Source organism: Serratia marcescens subsp. marcescens ATCC 13880 (assembly GCF_017299535.1).
Lineage (GTDB): Bacteria > Pseudomonadota > Gammaproteobacteria > Enterobacterales > Enterobacteriaceae > Serratia > Serratia marcescens.
In genome coordinates this window covers 3466720-3483706 of sequence record NZ_CP071238.1, presented here as the reverse complement: position 1 = coordinate 3483706, position 16987 = coordinate 3466720, and the positions used below count along the sequence as shown (strand labels likewise).

At 56.7% G+C, this 16987-nt stretch carries 13 protein-coding genes and 2 tRNA genes; 9 read left to right on the top strand and 6 right to left on the bottom strand.

From position 1 onward, the window contains the following. The first annotated feature begins 11 nt into the window (after positions 1-11). Both gyrA and rcsC read left to right on the top strand, forming a co-directional pair. The gene (gyrA, locus tag J0F90_RS16635; protein WP_028127742.1) at positions 12-2654 is read left to right on the top strand and encodes a DNA topoisomerase (ATP-hydrolyzing) subunit A; all 2643 of its coding nucleotides are present in this window, start codon (positions 12-14) and stop codon (positions 2652-2654) included. A gap of 166 nt (positions 2655-2820) precedes the next feature. After that, positions 2821-5682 carry a two-component system sensor histidine kinase RcsC gene (gene rcsC, locus J0F90_RS16630; protein WP_033639804.1) on the top strand — a complete coding sequence of 954 codons (2862 nt, stop codon included), beginning with the start codon at positions 2821-2823 and terminating at the stop codon, positions 5680-5682. A gap of 61 nt (positions 5683-5743) precedes the next feature. Here rcsC and rcsB read toward each other — a convergent pair whose 3' ends face one another. From rcsB to J0F90_RS16610, 4 genes are read right to left on the bottom strand one after another with little or no spacing between them, the layout of a single operon-like run. Next, positions 5744-6394, bottom strand: coding sequence for a response regulator transcription factor RcsB (gene rcsB, locus J0F90_RS16625; protein WP_004935900.1), 651 nt, complete (start codon positions 6392-6394; stop codon positions 5744-5746). Further along, positions 6387-9089 carry a phosphotransferase RcsD gene (gene rcsD / locus J0F90_RS16620; RefSeq protein WP_033639806.1) on the bottom strand — a complete coding sequence of 901 codons (2703 nt, stop codon included), beginning with the start codon at positions 9087-9089 and terminating at the stop codon, positions 6387-6389. The genes rcsB and rcsD overlap by 8 nt, the downstream gene beginning before the upstream one ends. Before the next feature lie 20 nt (positions 9090-9109). Then, entirely contained in the window at positions 9110-10264 is a 1155-nt protein-coding gene (locus J0F90_RS16615) for an MFS transporter (protein ID WP_033639807.1), read from the bottom strand. A gap of 54 nt (positions 10265-10318) precedes the next feature. Then, positions 10319-10726, bottom strand: a complete 408-nt coding sequence (locus J0F90_RS16610) for a DUF4186 domain-containing protein (protein ID WP_072009656.1) — start codon at positions 10724-10726, stop codon at positions 10319-10321. A 695-nt stretch (positions 10727-11421) separates the two neighbouring features. On the opposite strand from J0F90_RS16610, the gene ompC reads away from it, so the two are divergent. Continuing rightward, a complete protein-coding gene (ompC, locus tag J0F90_RS16605; RefSeq protein ID WP_033639808.1) occupies positions 11422-12552 on the top strand; it encodes a porin OmpC in 1131 nt (376 codons plus the stop codon). Positions 12553-12704: 152 nt separating this feature from the next. After that, positions 12705-13121, top strand: coding sequence for a VOC family protein (locus J0F90_RS16600; protein WP_033639809.1), 417 nt, complete (start codon positions 12705-12707; stop codon positions 13119-13121). Here the strand turns inward: J0F90_RS16600 and J0F90_RS16595 are convergent. Then, positions 13115-13693, bottom strand: a complete 579-nt coding sequence (locus J0F90_RS16595) for a TetR/AcrR family transcriptional regulator (RefSeq protein WP_033639810.1) — start codon at positions 13691-13693, stop codon at positions 13115-13117. The genes J0F90_RS16600 and J0F90_RS16595 overlap by 7 nt on opposite strands. Positions 13694-13799: 106 nt before the next feature. Here J0F90_RS16595 and J0F90_RS16590 point away from each other — a divergent pair, with 106 nt between their 5' ends. The 4 genes from J0F90_RS16590 to J0F90_RS16575 all read left to right on the top strand — a co-directional run bounded on the left by J0F90_RS16590 (position 13800) and on the right by J0F90_RS16575 (position 15051). Further along, entirely contained in the window at positions 13800-14267 is a 468-nt protein-coding gene (locus J0F90_RS16590; RefSeq protein ID WP_016926939.1) for a nuclear transport factor 2 family protein, read from the top strand. 127 nt (positions 14268-14394) lie between these two features. Continuing rightward, positions 14395-14724, top strand: coding sequence for an osmotically-inducible lipoprotein OsmE (osmE, locus tag J0F90_RS16585; protein ID WP_004935874.1), 330 nt, complete (start codon positions 14395-14397; stop codon positions 14722-14724). Positions 14725-14881: 157 nt separating this feature from the next. Further along, positions 14882-14969: transfer RNA gene (locus J0F90_RS16580), tRNA-Ser, on the top strand. A gap of 6 nt (positions 14970-14975) precedes the next feature. After that, positions 14976-15051: transfer RNA gene (locus tag J0F90_RS16575), tRNA-Thr, on the top strand. Positions 15052-15126: 75 nt separating this feature from the next. Here J0F90_RS16575 and J0F90_RS16570 read toward each other — a convergent pair. Beyond that, positions 15127-15804, bottom strand: coding sequence for a S24 family peptidase (locus J0F90_RS16570; RefSeq protein WP_033639811.1), 678 nt, complete (start codon positions 15802-15804; stop codon positions 15127-15129). Positions 15805-16045: 241 nt separating this feature from the next. Here J0F90_RS16570 and J0F90_RS16565 point away from each other — a divergent pair, with 241 nt between their 5' ends. Continuing rightward, a complete protein-coding gene (locus J0F90_RS16565; RefSeq protein ID WP_016926941.1) occupies positions 16046-16408 on the top strand; it encodes an antiterminator Q family protein in 363 nt (120 codons plus the stop codon). Positions 16409-16987 lie beyond the last annotated feature (579 nt).

Sequence of the window (16987 nt, the reverse complement as noted above, 5' to 3'; positions counted from 1 at the left end):
ATAGCAGCTCCATGAGCGACCTTGCCAGAGAAATCACACCGGTAAACATCGAAGACGAGTTGAAAAACTCGTATCTGGACTATGCGATGTCCGTTATTGTCGGACGTGCCCTGCCAGATGTTCGTGATGGACTGAAGCCGGTTCACCGCCGCGTTCTGTACGCGATGAGCGTATTGGGTAACGACTGGAATAAACCATACAAGAAATCGGCCCGTGTCGTCGGGGACGTGATCGGTAAATATCACCCGCACGGTGACAGCGCGGTTTACGACACTATCGTGCGTATGGCTCAGCCGTTTTCACTGCGCTACATGCTGGTGGACGGTCAGGGTAACTTCGGTTCCGTCGACGGCGACTCCGCGGCGGCGATGCGTTATACCGAAGTGCGCATGTCCAAGATTGCTCACGAACTGTTGGCGGATCTGGAAAAAGAAACCGTCGACTTCGTGCCTAACTATGATGGCACCGAGCAGATCCCGGCCGTCATGCCGACCAAGATCCCGAACCTGCTGGTCAACGGCTCGTCGGGCATCGCCGTGGGCATGGCTACCAATATTCCGCCGCACAACCTGGCGGAAGTCGTCAACGGCTGCCTGGCCTATATCGACGATGAAAACATCAGCATCGAAGGGCTGATGGAACACATCCCGGGGCCGGACTTCCCGACGGCGGCGATCATCAACGGTCGCCGCGGCATTGAAGAGGCCTACCGCACCGGGCGCGGCAAAGTCTACCTGCGCGCGCGCGCGGAAGTGGAAGCCGACGCCAAGACCGGGCGCGAAACCATCATCGTTCACGAGATCCCGTATCAGGTGAACAAGGCGCGTCTGATCGAGAAGATCGCCGAGCTGGTGAAAGAAAAACGCGTGGAAGGCATCAGCGCACTGCGCGACGAGTCCGATAAAGACGGCATGCGCATCGTGATCGAAGTCAAACGTGACGCGGTCGGCGAAGTGGTGCTGAACAACCTGTATGCGCTGACGCAACTGCAGGTCACCTTCGGCATCAACATGGTCGCGCTGCATCAGGGGCAGCCTAAACTGCTGAACCTGAAAGACATCCTCGAAGCCTTCGTGCGCCACCGCCGCGAAGTGGTCACCCGCCGCACCATCTTCGAACTGCGCAAGGCCCGCGACCGCGCCCATATTCTGGAAGCGCTGGCTATCGCGCTCGCCAACATCGACCCGATCATCGAGCTGATTCGCCGTGCGCCGACCCCGGCGGAAGCGAAAGTCGCGCTGGTGGCGCAGCCGTGGGATCTGGGCAACGTCAGCGCCATGCTGGAACGCGCCGGTGACGACGCCGCTCGCCCTGAGTGGCTGGAGCCGGAGTTCGGCATCCGCGACGGCAAATACTACCTGACCGAGCAGCAGGCTCAGGCGATTCTGGATCTGCGCCTGCAGAAACTGACCGGCCTGGAGCACGAGAAGCTGCTGGACGAATATAAAGAGCTGCTCAACTTTATCGCCGAGCTGATCTTTATTCTGGAAAGCCCAGAGCGCCTGATGGAAGTGATCCGCGAAGAGCTGGTGGCGGTCAAAGAGCTGTACAACGACGGCCGCCGCACCGAGATCACCGCCAATACTTCCGACATCAACATCGAAGACCTGATCAACCAGGAAGACGTGGTGGTGACCCTGTCTCACCAGGGCTATGTGAAGTATCAGCCGCTGTCCGACTATGAAGCGCAGCGCCGCGGCGGCAAAGGCAAGTCCGCCGCGCGTATTAAAGAAGAAGACTTTATCGATCGCCTGCTGGTGGCCAATACCCACGATACGATCCTGTGCTTCTCCAGCCGTGGCCGCCTGTACTGGATGAAGGTGTACCAACTGCCTGAAGCCAGCCGCGGCGCGCGCGGCCGCCCAATCGTCAACCTGCTGCCGCTGGAAGCCGACGAGCGTATCACCGCCATTCTGCCGGTGCGCGAGTATGAAGAAGGGCGCCACGTGTTCATGGCCACCGCCAGCGGTACCGTGAAGAAAACCGCGCTGACCGAGTTCAGCCGCCCACGCAGCGCCGGCATCATCGCCGTCAACCTCAACGAGGGCGATGAGCTGATCGGCGTCGATCTGACCGACGGCAGCAACGAAGTGATGCTGTTCTCCGCTAACGGTAAAGTCGTGCGCTTCCCGGAAACGCAGGTGCGTTCGATGGGCCGTACCGCGACCGGCGTGCGCGGCATCAACCTCGGCGAAGGCGACAGCGTGATCTCACTGATCGTGCCGCGCGGCGAGGGCGACATCCTGACCGTCACGCAAAACGGCTTCGGTAAACGTACTGCAGTCACCGAGTACCCGACCAAGTCACGCGCCACCCAGGGGGTTATCTCCATCAAGGTGAGCGAGCGTAACGGCCAGGTGGTCGGCGCGGTGCAGGTGGAAACCAGCGACCAGATCATGATGATCACCGATGCCGGCACGCTGGTGCGTACCCGCGTTTCGGAAGTCAGCGTGGTCGGTCGTAACACCCAGGGCGTGACGCTGATCCGCACGGCGGAAGACGAAAATGTCGTCGGTCTGCAGCGGGTGGCCGAACCGGTGGAAGACGAAGAGCTGGACAGCCTGGAACCGGGCGCGGAAGCGGTGGAAGAAGACACCACGCCGCTGGACGATGGCGACGACGCGGCTGAGCCGGTGGACGACGACAACGTTTAAGCAAGGTGAGGGCGTCGGCATGCCGACACCGTAATGCACTGAGACAAAAGGGCCTGGCAGCGATGCTAGGCCCTTTTTCAGTTATATGGTTTAATTGGCGCACCGAGCCGCCGGCCGCCGCGCCGGCGACAACGCGCGCCGTCACTGACTTTCGTATGGTATCCGATTGAAATACTTAGCCTCTTTTCGAACTACGCTGAAAATATCCCGCTATTTGTTCCGGGTGCTGGCGATTTTGCTGTGGTCGTTGGGGGCGCTGCTCACCACCTTTTATATTCTGAATATCCTGCATCAGAAAGAATCTGACATCCGGCAGGAGTACAACCTCAACTTCGATCAGGCGCAGGGCTACATCCGCCATTCCGCCGACATCATCCGCGACATCAAGTATATGGCGGAGAATCGCCTCAACGGTTCGGTCAGCAGCCTGGACATGTTCAGCTGCGTATTTCCCGGCAAAGGCAGCCCGCCGCAATTCTTTCCGCTGTACCCGGAGTCCAACTGCACGCTGAGCACCACCTACCGCAGTTCGCTCGATTCGCTGAGCGGCCTGATCCAGTATTGGAAAGAGAACTTCGTGGCGGCCTACGATCTTAACCGGGTGTTCTTCATCGGCGGCGACAGCCTGTGTATGGCGGAATTCGGCGGCGGCAACGCGAGCGCCAATCGGGAAAACGTGCTGAAGTCCCTGCATGAGCGCATTCTGAAATACCGCAACGCCAAGAATCTGGACAAAGACAACAACCTGTATTGGATCAGCCCCAGCGCGCAGCGGCCCGACATCGGTTATCTGTATGTGCTGACCCCTCTCTATATCGGTAATAAGCTGGAGGCGCTGCTGGGCATCGAGCAAACCGTCCGGCTGGAAGATTTCGTCACCGCCGGCAGCCTGCCGATCGGCGTCACGCTGTTGGATGAGAACAACGAGCCGGTGCTGCGTCTGGCGGACGGCGATCGCTATGCCGCTGCGCTCAACAGCTACCCCGAAGAGCATGCTTACTTCGGTTATGTCGACAATTACCGCGACCTGATCCTGAAGAAAGCGTTGCCGCCTTCATCGCTGAGCATCGTTTATGCGCTGCCGGTGAAAAGCGTGGTGGAACGCTTCAAGATGCTGATCCTCAACGCGCTGTTGCTGAACCTGTTATCGGCTATCGTGCTGTTCACGCTGGCTTGGCTGTTTGAGCGCAAGATGTTCTTGCCGGCGGAGGAGAACGCCTTCCGTCTGGAAGAACACGAGCAGTTCAACCGCAAGATTGTCGCCTCGGCGCCGGTGGGCATCTGCATCCTGCGTATCAGCGACGGCACCAATATCCTGAGTAACGAACTGGCGCATAACTACATCAACCTGTTGACCCACGAAGATCGCGATCGCATTACGCGCATCATTTGCGAACAGCAGGCGAATTTCGTCGATGTGATGACCAGCAACAACAACAACCTGCAGATCAGCTTTGTCCACTCGCGCTACCGCAACGAAGAGGTGGCGATCTGCGTGCTGGTGGACGTCAGCGCGCGCGTGAAGATGGAAGAGTCGCTGCAGGAGATGGCGGCGGCGGCGGAGCAGGCCAGCCAGTCCAAATCGATGTTCCTGGCCACCGTCAGCCATGAGTTGCGCACGCCGCTGTACGGCATTATCGGCAATCTCGATTTGCTGCAGACCAAGGCGCTGCCGCAAGGGGTCGATCGGCTGGTCAACGCGATGAACAACTCTTCCGGCCTGCTGCTGAAAATCATCAGCGATATTCTCGATTTCTCCAAAATCGAGTCCGAACAGCTGAAGATCGAACCGCGCGAGTTCTCCTGCCTGGAGGTGATCACCCATATCGCCGGCAACTATTTGCCGCTGGTGGTGAAGAAACGTCTGGGGCTGTACTGCTTTATCGAACAGAACGTGCCGGAGCGCATTTTCGGCGATCCGGTGCGGCTGCAGCAGGTGCTTTCCAACCTGGTGAACAACGCCATCAAGTTCACCGATACCGGCTGTATCGTGCTGCAGGTCTGCACCCGCGGCAGCTACCTGGAGTTCAGCGTGCGCGATACCGGCGTCGGCATCCCGGAGAAGGAAATCTCGCGCCTGTTCGATCCGTTCTTCCAGGTGGGGACCGGCGTGCAGCGCCACTTCCAGGGAACCGGCTTGGGGCTGGCGATCTGCGAGAAGTTGGTCAACCTGATGGACGGCGACGTCTCCGTCGAGTCCGAACCGGGGCTGGGCAGCTTGTTCAGCATTCGCATTCCATTGTTTAACGCCCAGTTCCCGATCCCGCAGGCCAGCGATACCTGGCAGGGCCGGCGGCTGTGGCTGGATATCCGCAATCAGCGCCTGGAAAGTTACCTGATGGCGATTCTGGGCGGCTACGGCGCCGATATCCAGCGCTATGACGGGCAGGATACCGCCGCCGGCGAGGTGATGCTCAGCGATTACCCGCTGATGATGAACACGCCGCTGCTGGCTCAGATCCAATTCTCCACCGAACATATCGGTCCATCGCAGGAAACCCGGCCGGGTTATTGGATGCACAGCACCTCTACGCCGCGTGAAACGCTGACCTTAATCAACCGGTTATTCGGCGTCGGCCACGGCGCGACAGAGGCGCTGGTGCAACTGCCGGTGCCCGCCAAGGCCAGTGCGGCGGACAACGGCGATATTTATCTGCTGGTGGTTGACGATCATCCGATCAACCGTCGCCTGCTTTCCGATCAGCTGGGGTCGCTGGGGTATCAGGTGGTGACCGCCAATGATGGCGTCGACGCGCTCGGCGTGCTGAAACAGCACCATGTTGATATTGTGCTGACCGACGTCAATATGCCGAACATGGACGGCTATCGTCTGACGCAGACCCTGCGGCAGATGCAGTTCAGTGCGCCGGTGATTGGCGTGACGGCGAACGCGTTGGCGGAAGAGAAACAGCGCTGCCTCGAGGCGGGCATGGATAATTGCCTGTCGAAGCCGGTCACGCTGGAGACGCTGGAGCAGACGCTGGCATATTACAGCCAACGGGTACGCTATAACCGCAGCGAGGTCTGAAAAGCAAACAGGCACGGCGGATGCCGTGCCTGTTTGGCGTTAACCTGCCGTGAGGCGGGCTTTAGTCTTTGTCCAACGGCGTCATGCTGACGGACGAGAGGTAGTTGAGCAGGGCGATGTCGTTTTCGACGCCCAGCTTCATCATCGCCGATTTCTTCTGGCTGCTGATGGTTTTGATGCTGCGGTTGAGTTTCTTGGCGATTTCGGTCACCAGGAAACCTTCGGCGAACAGACGCAGCACTTCGCTCTCTTTCGGCGACAGGCGTTTGTCGCCATAGCCGCTGGCGCTGATCTTCTCCAGCAGTTTGGAGACGCTTTCCGGCGTGAACTTCTTGCCTTTTTGCAGGGCGGCCAGCGCCTTCGGCAGATCGGTAGGCGCGCCTTGTTTCAGCACGATGCCTTCGATATCCAGATCCAATACCGCGCTCAGGATCGCCGGGTTGTTGTTCATGGTCAGCACGATGATCGACAACTGCGGATAGTGGCGCTTGATGTATTTAATCAGCGTGATGCCGTCGCCATACTTGTCACCCGGCATCGACAGATCGGTGATCAGCACGTTGGCGTCCAGCTTGGACAGATTGTTGATCAGTGCGGTTGAGTCTTCGAACTCCCCAACGACATTCACCCATTCAATTTGCTCAAGTGACTTCCGGATGCCAAACAGTACGATAGGATGGTCATCAGCAATAATTACGTTCAGGTTATTCATGTTGTTGGCTACCTTGCTTCAGCAGTCTGCTGACGAAAAAATCAATCTGACTGATGTTATTCTCGATCTCGGGCGCATCACCTTCTGCGATGCGCTGTTCTAACGATTCGCACAGCTGCTTGCCGGGAAGCAGATTTAACATGGCAAACACGCCTTTCAGGCGGTGTGCGGTTTGTGACAGCGCATTGAAATCACTGCTGCCCGCCTCAGTATACAGTTTTTTGACATCGTCGGGTACTGTATCGACAAACAGCCCATAGTAATCACTTGATTTCAATTGTTTTTCATAGAGTTGGATATCTTCTGAGCTCAATGAAAGCGGGCTTTCTTCCTGTTCCAGCGCGGCCATTTGCTGTTCGATCAGCATCAGCACGGCGTCGATTAAAGCGCCGTTCAGATTATAGTTCACCCGAATGTAGCGTTTATCCAGCGCTTGCCAGCCCGGTTCATCGGTCGCCAGCAACAGGGTGTAATCATCGGCGCGCTGCGGGTTATCGGTCAGCAGCACGTCATAATCGCGGTTGACCGCGCGATCTTCGGCGACGAGGCAGTCGGCGCCGTAGGCCTGCAGCAGACGAGTCACGATGCCGCGCACTTCATCCGACGTAACGTCCAGCAAGGCGGTGACGCCGTCGAGCAGCTTTTCCTGCTCCTGCGGCTCTTTTTTCTCCATCTCCATGGCGACGCGAATGGTGTAGCGAGTGCCGATATCCACCTTGCTGCGAATGTCCAACTGGCCGTTAAGCTTCTTGCACAGCTGATTGCACAGGAAGAACGTGAGGCCGGAACCGTGGTTGAAGCGATCCACCAGCGTCTGGCTGAGGAACGGATAGTTAAGGTTGCTGATCTCTTCGTTGGAGATGCCGGAGCCGGTGTCGTTGATTTGGAAAATCAGGCGGTCAGGGTGCTCGGGCTCATGGTCGATAACCAGAGAAACCTTGCCGCAGGCGGTGGTGATAATGGCGTAATGCACCAGCAGCGAGATCACCTTGCGCAGCGCGTTGGCGTCGCCGATATAGTTCTGCTCGACGTCCAGCTGGAAATGCTTGAACAGCGCCAGCCCCTTCTGATTAAGGGCAGGCAGGGCCTCCAGCAGCAACTCGTCGATCATCGCCGTCGGGTTGAACGGCTCGCGCGTGGGTTGCCAGTCCTGGGTTTCCAGCCGGGTCAGCAGGGTGATGTTATCGATCAACTCCAGCACCGAAGCCGACGCCGCCGTCAGCTGGCCCAGCAAAGCTTGCTGTTGTTCCTCATCCGGCCGGCTGTGCAGACGGTCGACCAGATCGTGCATTTTGCGTACCGGCTGATTCAGCTCGATGCCAAGATTGTGCAGCATCAGCTTGCGCGCCTGAACGTTTTTGTCGTATTCGCGCCGCGCCTGCTGCAGCCGCTTGTTCACCATCACCTCTTTATCCTGATCGTGCATCAGGAACAGGTAGGTGTCCGGCGACAGCTGGCTGCGGAAAATGCGGATTTCATACACCTCGTTGTTGACCGTCGCCTGGATCACCCCGTGATGCTGTTCGGCCATATGGGCGATCTTTTGCAGGCTGAGGTGCGGCAGCAGGTGCTCGGCGATTTTGTTGCTGGCGATCACCGTATTGTTGGCGAAGCTGTAGACCAGCAGGCCGGAGGGCAGGCTGGAGATGATCTCCTGATTCAGCGCGCGCTCGGCCTCCAGCTCTACCGCCATGTTTTCGCTCGGGCGAATGTACTGGCGGCGGATAAAGTAGATGCTCAGCATCGACAGCGCCAGCAGCAGCAAGTTGACTGCGATCAGCCAGATGTTGTTGCGCAGCAGATCGATGGCCAGATTGATGGCCGAAACGCGATACACCACCTTCAGCGGCGCATTGGGCAGAGCGGCGCTGAACTCCACCCAGCCACCGCTCATCGTCGCATGGGTACCGAGGACGGTGTCCGCCGGGATGGCGCTATCGTCGAGATCGACATCGTCCGGCAGCAGCAGGAAATTAGCGCGGGCCAGATTGGCCGGAATGATGTCGTTGATTGGCAAATCGAAGGCGATCACCGTCGCCAGATGCCCCGGCTGATTGAACGTGGTGCGAATCGAGAACGAATAGGCGTTCTGGAAGCGCTGCTTGCGCAGGTCGGAAAAGCTCTCGCGTTCGTCGAGCATATTGGCCTGTTGCAGCATCTCGGCGCGGCGTTCGTCCGCCGAGGTGGTCAGGTAGCTTTCCCGAAAGCGCGAAGCCAGCTCTTTGAGCGGCTGGGTGGTGATCAGGCTGAGGCTATTGTCCTGACCATTGAGGTAATACATGGCGTAGTTCTCGGTCTTGGCGCCCCAGCGGGTGTCCAGGTAGTCCGAGATATTGGCGATCATCGCCAGCGTGTTTTCGTCATGGCTGCCGAAGATCACCGCGTCGGTTTTCTTGTGCGGTTTCTCGACATAATAGACATCGGGCCGCAGGCGGGTTTCCTGCAAACCGGGATCGACATTCTGCGCCGGCGCATTGCCAAATTTGTCATAGACCTGATAGGTCATATAGCGGTAGGCATCGATACGCTTTTGCAGCGAACCGGCGATGCTGTTCAGCGTGTACTTCTTTTCCGCCAGCCAGGCGTTGGTGTAGTTGTAGCCATACAGGCCGATGCCGATCGTCAGCAGCACGATAAACAGCAGGAAGCAGCGGGTAATGTTGCTGGAGCTTATGGTCAATTGTTTATTTTGCATAGTGGCTGCGCATTCCTGAATCAGCGAGTGACGGCCCTGGCGCTGGCGGCCACCGCCAACAGCAGAACGGCTACGCAAGCGAAGGCCGCCGTCAGGCTGGAAAACTGAGCGATGAAGCCGATCAACGCCGGGCCGGCCAGAATACCGGCATAGCCGACGGTAGTGACGGAGGCGATCGCCAAATTGGCCGGCATGTCGCGCTGGTTGCCTGCGGCGCTGAACAGGATCGGTACGACGTTCGAGGCGCCCAGCCCGACCAGCATGAAACCGACCAGCGAAACGGCCGCGTGATTGAAGGCGATGGCCAGACTCAGGCCGAGAGCGGCGCACAGGCTGCCCAGCAGCAGCACCCGGTAGCGGCCCAGCGAGTTCACCACCCGATCGCCATTGAGCCGGCCGAGCGTCATGGTGATGGAAAATAGCGCATAGCCCAGACCGGCCTGACTGTGTTCGACGCCGCGCAATGTGGTGAGAAACAGCGCGCTCCAGTCGAGCATCGATCCTTCCGCCAGAAACATGATAAAGCACAGAATGCCGATGAACATCACCCAGCCGCGCGGCAAGACGAACATCGGCCCGCCGTCATCGGCGCCGCTCTCACGCAGCAGATGGCGGCTGGCCAGCGTCAGCAGCGCGATTACCGCCAGCACGGTGAGCAGGGTGGATTGCAGCGGCGTCAGCCCCAGCCACAGCAGCGCGCTGACGCCGCCGGCGCCGGCAATGCCGCCGATGCTGAAGAAACCGTGAAACCCGGACATCATCGCCTTGCCGCTGGCGCGTTCGACGATCACCGCCTGCACGTTCATCGCTACGTCGATCATGCCGATCGCCGCACCGAACAGCAGCAGCGCCGCGGCCATGCCGCCGAGGGAATCCATTAGCGCCAACAGCGGCAGATCGATGCACAACCCCAGCCCGGCCATCAGGATCACCGCACGGCAACCCAGTTTGCCGGTCAGGAAACCGGTCAGCGGCATCGCCAGCATGGAGCCGGCGCCGATACAGAGCAGCAACAGGCCGAGCGAGCCGTCATCGATACCGATGCGCGCTTTGGCGAAGGGGACCAGCGGCGCCCAGGCGGCCATGCCGAGACCGGCGACGAAAAAGGCCAGACGGGTGGCGATCTGTTGAGGAACGCCGGGCGTTTGCTGTTCATTGCACAAGGTGGCTGTCATGTAAGCGTCAGGATCTTGGGTCAAAAGAATGGTGAAAGTTACTGACAGTTTTTATCACAATCCGCGATCCGGGTCGAAAATATTCGTGCCTGACACATCCCCGGCACCGCCTCTGCGTACCAGCCACAGCGCGATAACCTGGACAATATAGTCCTTTTGCTGCTCGTCCAGCGCGACGCCCTGCGCTATGTCGTGCCACTTTTCCAGACAGCCGCGGCAGCAGGTGGCAGTGGCATGCTGGGCGACGAACACCGGGTGGCCACGCATCGGGGTTTGCTTGCCGTCGTTTTTAGGATGGGCGGCGGCCAGGCGGCGGTCGATAAAATCGCGGGCATGGCTGAGGATCAGCGGCAGTCCCTTGCCCTCGAGATAAGTCTGGTCTTTGGCATTTAAACGGAAGCGAGCGCGGAAGGGGGAACTTTGCAGCCGCCGCCACAGCACGTCGGGTTGAAAGGGCATCATGAATTTTACTCGCTGAAGGTGGGCTTTTTTCAGATTACCAGAACTGAAACTCTGCGGCTAATGGTGCCTGCGGCGGGAAATAATTGATGCGATAAAGCACGAAATGAAAAGCAAGTTCAATTTGTAGACTAAAATAAGGGAAAAGATTAGCAATTAGTGCGAAAGTAAATTAATGAAACTATATCATTAGGTTATTTATTTGCGTGCTATTTGTACGGGCTGAAATTGTGAGGAGAGTATGGAGGAAAATAAAAAACCGGCCAGAAGCCGGTTAAAGGAATGCAGAAATTATCTTCGGATAATGAAGGTAATAATGAAAATAATGATGATAGCGAGGTGATTATAGCGGCTGCGCGTGGTTCGCGTTTTGGCACAATGTGCTTATTGTCTGGCTCAATTGTATGGTTGGCTTTTTTTTCTTAAAGATATGTATAACTACATGATTTTTTATCAATTAATCTATTCTTTGTCTTTAAGTGCTTTATTTTGTTTGTCTGTAATGTTTTGTGAAAGTTCGCGCGTATTTACATTTTGAAACCTTTATTAATTACAATGAAACACTATCGGATACTTGGTATCATTTTCTTTCTGGATTAATATAACCCTTGTTACCAGAATGGTAATGCACAGTCGTGCTAATAATGCTCGAAAAGGGCAGTGGCCGTAGCTCGACATAATTAACGAGGATAATAACGATGAAACTTCGAGTACTCTCTCTGATGGTACCCGCACTGCTGGTTGCAGGCACAGCAGGCGCGGCGGAAATCTACAACAAAGACGGTAATAAACTGGATTTGTACGGTAAAGTAAACGGGCTTCACTATTTCTCCAGCAACAACGGCGTGGACGGCGATCAGTCTTATATGCGTTTTGGCCTGCGCGGCGAAACGCAAATCAGCGATCAGCTGACCGGTTACGGCCAGTGGGAATATCAGGCGAACCTGAACCACGCTGAAAGCCAGGACAACAAGAACTTCACCCGTTACGGCTTCGCCGGTCTGAAATTCGGCGACTACGGCTCCTTCGACTACGGCCGTAACACCGGCGTGCTGTACGACGTCGCGGCGTATACCGACTTGCAGCCTGAGTTCGACGGTATGACCTACGGCGCCGACCAGTTCATGTTCCAGCGTTCCAGCGGCCTGGCGACCTACCGTAACAACGACTTCTTTGGTCTGGTTGACGGCCTGAACTTCGCCCTGCAGTACCAGGGTAAAAACGGCAACGGCGAAGAGACCAACAACGGTCGTGACGTTCTGGGTCAAAACGGCGAAGGCTACGGCATGTCCATGAGCTATGACATGGGCTACGGCATCAGCGCGGCGGGCGCCTTCTTTAACTCTCGCCGCACCAGCGAGCAGAACGGCGCCGGCGCGTACCGCAATATTATGGGCCGCGGCGACAAGGCCGAAGGCTACTCCGGCGGTCTGAAATATGACGCCAACGACGTCTACCTGGCGGTGATGTTCACCCAGTCCTACAACGCGGCGCGTTTCGGTAGCTCCGACAGCAGCGTTTACGGCTACGCCAACAAGGCGCAGAGCTTCGAAGCCTATGCGCACTACCAGTTCGACTTCGGTCTGCGTCCGTTCGTCGGCTATAACCAAACCAAAGGTAAAGACCTGGGCCGCGCCGGCAACGGCAAGGACTACGGCGATCAAGATCTGGTCAAATTCGTCGACCTGGGTGCGACCTACTTCTTCAACAAAAACATGTCCACCTATGTTGATTACAAAATCAACCTGGTGGACAACAACGATTTCACCGACGCTGCCGGCATCAACACCGACAACGTGGTTGCCGTGGGCCTGGTTTACCAGTTCTAAGCATCAGCGTGTGAATGACACAACGCGGCCTTTGGGCCGCGTTTTTTTTTGCTGGTAAAAAGCACGGATTGATCCGTTATCGGCTCGGGAAGCGCTTCGGATAGCCTCTGTTCGACCTACGCTGTCAGAACGGAAAACAGAGCGGAGGTGATATGGAACTCAAGATCGACAAGGTGATCGAAACGGTGCTGTACGTCAGCGATATTGAACGCGCGGACGCTTTTTACCGGGAGGTGCTGAAGCTGCCGACGATGGCCGCCAACGAACGGTTTCGCGCCTACAACGTCGGCGATCGGAGCGTACTGTTGCTGTTTCTCGAAGGTGATTCGCTGCGCGGGGCGCACTATCCGACCGGGTTTATTCCTGCGCACGATGGCGTGGGGCCGGCGCATATCGGGCTGGCGGTGACGAAAGAGCAACTGCCGCATTGGGAACGGCATCTGGTGGACAACGGCGTGGAGATTGAGGGGCGGATGCACTGGGAACACGGCGGGGAGAGCATTTATTTTCGCGATCCCGACGCCCACCTGTTGGAACTGGTGACGCCGGGCATTTGGGCCAATTACTGATCGAACCCGCCTTGCGCCAACATGTTCAACGCGGCATTCAGCACCTGCAGCGCGGCCTGCGGTTGCCGCTCTATCTGCACTCTGACGATGGCGCCGTCGATCAGCATCGCCAGCATTGCCGCCCGCTGTTCCCGCTGTGGGCCGGCGGGCAGGTGACGCGCCAGTTCATCCGCCATTTGCCGCTTATGCCGGCCGGCGATTTGCAGGCTTTCCGGCAGCAGGTCGGCGATTTCTACCGCCGTATTGATAAACGCGCAGCCGCGAAAGCGCGGATCGTCGAACCATTCCGCCAGGCAGGGCGCCAGCGCCGGCAGCAACCCGCCGGTTTGTGCCACATGGCGATCCAGCGCTGTGCTGAACCAGGTGAGCCACTGCTGGTGGCGATAGGCCAAAAACGCCGTAATCAAATCGTTCTTGCTGGGAAAGTGGCGGTAAAACGTCACCTTAGTGACGCCTGATTCTTTGATGATGCGATCGATGCCGGTGGCGCGGATCCCTTCCTGATAAAACAGATCGTGAGCCGTCAGCAGGATGCGCTGGCGGGCGGGTAAGGTATTGCGATCGACGGTCATCATTTTCTCCAAGCTATTTTCGAGTGATTGTAGACAACTCTGTCTACATGCGCTAGCGTAATGATGTAGACAGAATTGTCTACATACCTTCACTCAGGAGATAAGCATGAGCATTAAACCCCCATTGCCGCCTTTTACCCGCGAATCCGCTATCGAGAAGGTGCGGCTGGCGGAGGATGCCTGGAACAGCCGCGATCCTGAGCGGGTGTCGCAGGTGTATTCCCTCGATACCCACTGGCGTAACCGCGCGGAATTTGTCGACGGCCGCGCGGCGGTGGTCGCATTTTTGCAACGCAAGTGGGCGAAAGAGCTGGAGTATCGGCTGATTAAGGAACTGTGGGCGTTTGACGGCGCGCGCATCGCGGTGCGTTTCGCCTATGAGTGGCGCGACGATTCCGGCAACTGGTATCGCAGCTTCGGCAATGAAAACTGGGAGTTCAATCAGGAGGGGCTGATGATTAACCGCCATGCCTGTATCAACGACATGCCGATTCGCGAACAGGATCGGCGTTTTCATTGGCCACTCGGTCGGCGCCCGGACGATGTCCCGTCGCTGAGCGATTTCGGCTTTTGAATCCGATGTCGTGCCCGCGCCGGCCGATCGCGAGAAAAAGCGCACCGATCGACAAACGGGAATTTGTAGAAAAGCCTTTCCGCTTCTAGACTTAGGGGACAACAAACGTACTCCAAGAGGACAAGCTATGACGAAGAAGTTGGTTTTGGCCGTCGGTACTGCGGCGGTATTTTCCATTCTTGCCGGCTGCACCGCCTATGACCGTGCAACCAGTTATGTCAATGAGCCGGTGGTCAGCGATGTCAAAGTAGGGATGACCAAGCAGCAGGTGCGGGCGATTGCCGGTCCGCCGTCGACGTCCGCCACGCTGATTCATGCGCAAGGCACTTGCGATACTTATGCGGTCGCGCCGCGCGATGGCAAAGTGCAAACGTACTTTGTCAGCTACAACGACACGGGCCATGTCATGAACAAGGGCTATCAAACCTGTTCCGACTACGATTCGCAGCCGAAGTAAACGTATTTCAGCCGAACATAAAAGCCTCGCTTTCGCGGGGCTTTTCATTTTTTAAGCGTTTAAGGCTTGAAGTTTAGGCAACCGCACCGCCCATGCCATTTTTTTGCATCAAAATGATAGACATTTCATAACGGTATCGCTAATATCAGCGCCCATTGGAAGGATGGCCGAGTGGTTTAAGGCAACGGTCTTGAAAACCGTCGAGTGTAACAGCTCCCAGAGTTCGAATCTCTGTCCTTCCGCCAAATTCAGCCGGCTTAGCTCAGTAGGTAGAGCAACTGACTTGTAATCAGTAGGTCACCAGTTCGATTCCGGTAGCCGGCACCATGAGTGCCAAAAAACCGCCAGCCGCAAGGTTGGCGGTTTTTTGCTTTATGCGGTTCTCAACGCGGCGCGCAGGGACTAGGGCAGCCAGGCGCCAAGCACCACCCCGATAATCGCGTACTCATCAGCATTCTGCGCCGGGCAACCCGGCATGCTTCCCTTAAGCCATCGATGCCCGGCTTCCTCGACATACCTTCTAAAGATGAGCTCCGCGCTGTCACAGCGTTTCGCTATCACCTTATCGCCGGACGCGAGCTCGGTTATGCCGGCAGTAACGGGTTCGACAAGTATCAAGGCGCCTTTTGGGTAATTGGCGCCGGCAGAGCCGTTCATCGTGTTATCCCGCACCGGCAACCAGTAGGCATGAGCGCTGCATTGCACCATCGCCGGGTAATGGACGGTCGTTCCTTTGCGCAGCTGTTCATGAGACAACGGCAATGTCCACGTCAGCAGCGGCAGCGTTTTACCCAAGGCCTGCGAAGTCTTCTGCCTGACGGGGCGTTGCCCGGTTTGCTCCAGGCCGTCCAGCCAACCGATTTGCACGGCGAAATACTGTTCTATCCTTCGCGCCATATCGCCACTGATGCCCTTTTTTCCTTTCTTGCCCGGCGGGTAGAGCAGGCGAGAGACATAGTCTGCGGCAATGTCGAGCGCCTCGGCAAGGCGCTTTTGGCCCCCGACGCCGAGGTTGTCAATGAGGATGATCAGGCGCTCTCGCCGCATCTCCTGCAGGTGCATTTTTTGCTCGTTTTTCATAAGGCCATCGTACCTAAATTTACCTGCAGGTAAATGGATTTTCGCTATTGAAAAAAAGATACCTCTGGGTATACTTGATACTGGTTATTTATACAGTATTTGATGTAATACCCTCGGCGAGCACGCCGGGCGGAGAGGTTGTTGCGTGTTGGCGCACGCCGAGCAGAAGAGCGGCTCGACCGACGCCGGTCAACGACATGGAGCCTTGGCGATGTGGCAAACGCCCAAAGGAGGTGGAAGCATGAGAGATATGAATGAAGTGTTGGAGCGGTGGGGCGTATGGGCCAGGGATAATAGCGGCATCGATTATTCCCCCATTGCTGCCGGGTTCAGAGGGCTGTTGTCCTATAAATCGAAAGGCGAGCGTTCCTGTTGCGATGATGATGGCCTGGTGATCGACGGTTGTGTGGGCAGATTGAAGAAATACAAACCCGAAGAGTTCGATCTCATTATTGCCCACCATGTTTATGGCATATCCTTGCGCAAGATTGCCCTGAAAAGAAAGTGTTCAGACGGTACGATACGTAAAGAGATGCAAACGGCGGAGGGATTTATCGGTGGGTGCCTGGCGATGTTGGATATAAAGTTGACTATGGATCGCTGAAACTGCTGCCGTTGAAGTTGATGAGGGTTTATTTCTCGTTTCACTGTGACATCAGGAATAATAATAGCGTATGCGCGTTGCAAGAATTTAAAAAAAGACTCACGCGTACGCAAATAAGCGAGTAATCTGATAAAACTGAGTCGTTGCCGGCGCCGCCGCACGATAGCCAAACCTCGCTCCGGCGGGGTTTTGTTTTTTTTATAATAAAAGACTCACGCGTACGCAAATAAACGCGTAATCTGATAAAACTGAGTCGTTGCCGGCGCCGCCGCACGATAGCCAAACCTCGCTCCGGCGGGGTTTTGTTTTTTTATAATAAAAGACTCACGCGTACGCAAATAAACGCGTAATCTGATAAAACTGAGTCGTTGCCGGCGCTGCCGCACGATAGCCAAACCTCGCTCCGGCGGGGTTTTGTTTTTTTATAATAAAAGACTCACGCGTACGCAAATAAACGCGTAATCTGATAAAACTGAGTCGTTACCGGCGCTGCCGCACGATAGCCAAACCTCGCTCCGGCGGGTTTTTTCATTTTTAGCCTCCTTGTCAAAACGGTCAATCACTCACTGAATAATGACT

Bases quoted from the DNA above. Each gene is read 5' to 3' on its own strand.
- gyrA (WP_028127742.1), top strand. From the start codon at position 12: ATGAGCGACCTTGCCAGAGAAATCACACCGGTAAACATCGAAGACGAG.
- rcsB (WP_004935900.1), bottom strand. From the start codon at position 6,394: ATGAATAACCTGAACGTAATTATTGCTGATGACCATCCTATCGTACTG.
- rcsD (WP_033639806.1), bottom strand. From the start codon at position 9,089: ATGCAAAATAAACAATTGACCATAAGCTCCAGCAACATTACCCGCTGC.
- J0F90_RS16615 (WP_033639807.1), bottom strand. From the start codon at position 10,264: ATGACAGCCACCTTGTGCAATGAACAGCAAACGCCCGGCGTTCCTCAA.
- J0F90_RS16610 (WP_072009656.1), bottom strand. From the start codon at position 10,726: ATGATGCCCTTTCAACCCGACGTGCTGTGGCGGCGGCTGCAAAGTTCC.
- ompC (WP_033639808.1), top strand. From the start codon at position 11,422: ATGAAACTTCGAGTACTCTCTCTGATGGTACCCGCACTGCTGGTTGCA.
- J0F90_RS16600 (WP_033639809.1), top strand. From the start codon at position 12,705: ATGGAACTCAAGATCGACAAGGTGATCGAAACGGTGCTGTACGTCAGC.
- J0F90_RS16595 (WP_033639810.1), bottom strand. From the start codon at position 13,693: ATGACCGTCGATCGCAATACCTTACCCGCCCGCCAGCGCATCCTGCTG.
- J0F90_RS16590 (WP_016926939.1), top strand. From the start codon at position 13,800: ATGAGCATTAAACCCCCATTGCCGCCTTTTACCCGCGAATCCGCTATC.
- osmE (WP_004935874.1), top strand. From the start codon at position 14,395: ATGACGAAGAAGTTGGTTTTGGCCGTCGGTACTGCGGCGGTATTTTCC.
- J0F90_RS16570 (WP_033639811.1), bottom strand. From the start codon at position 15,804: ATGAAAAACGAGCAAAAAATGCACCTGCAGGAGATGCGGCGAGAGCGC.
- J0F90_RS16565 (WP_016926941.1), top strand. From the start codon at position 16,046: ATGAGAGATATGAATGAAGTGTTGGAGCGGTGGGGCGTATGGGCCAGG.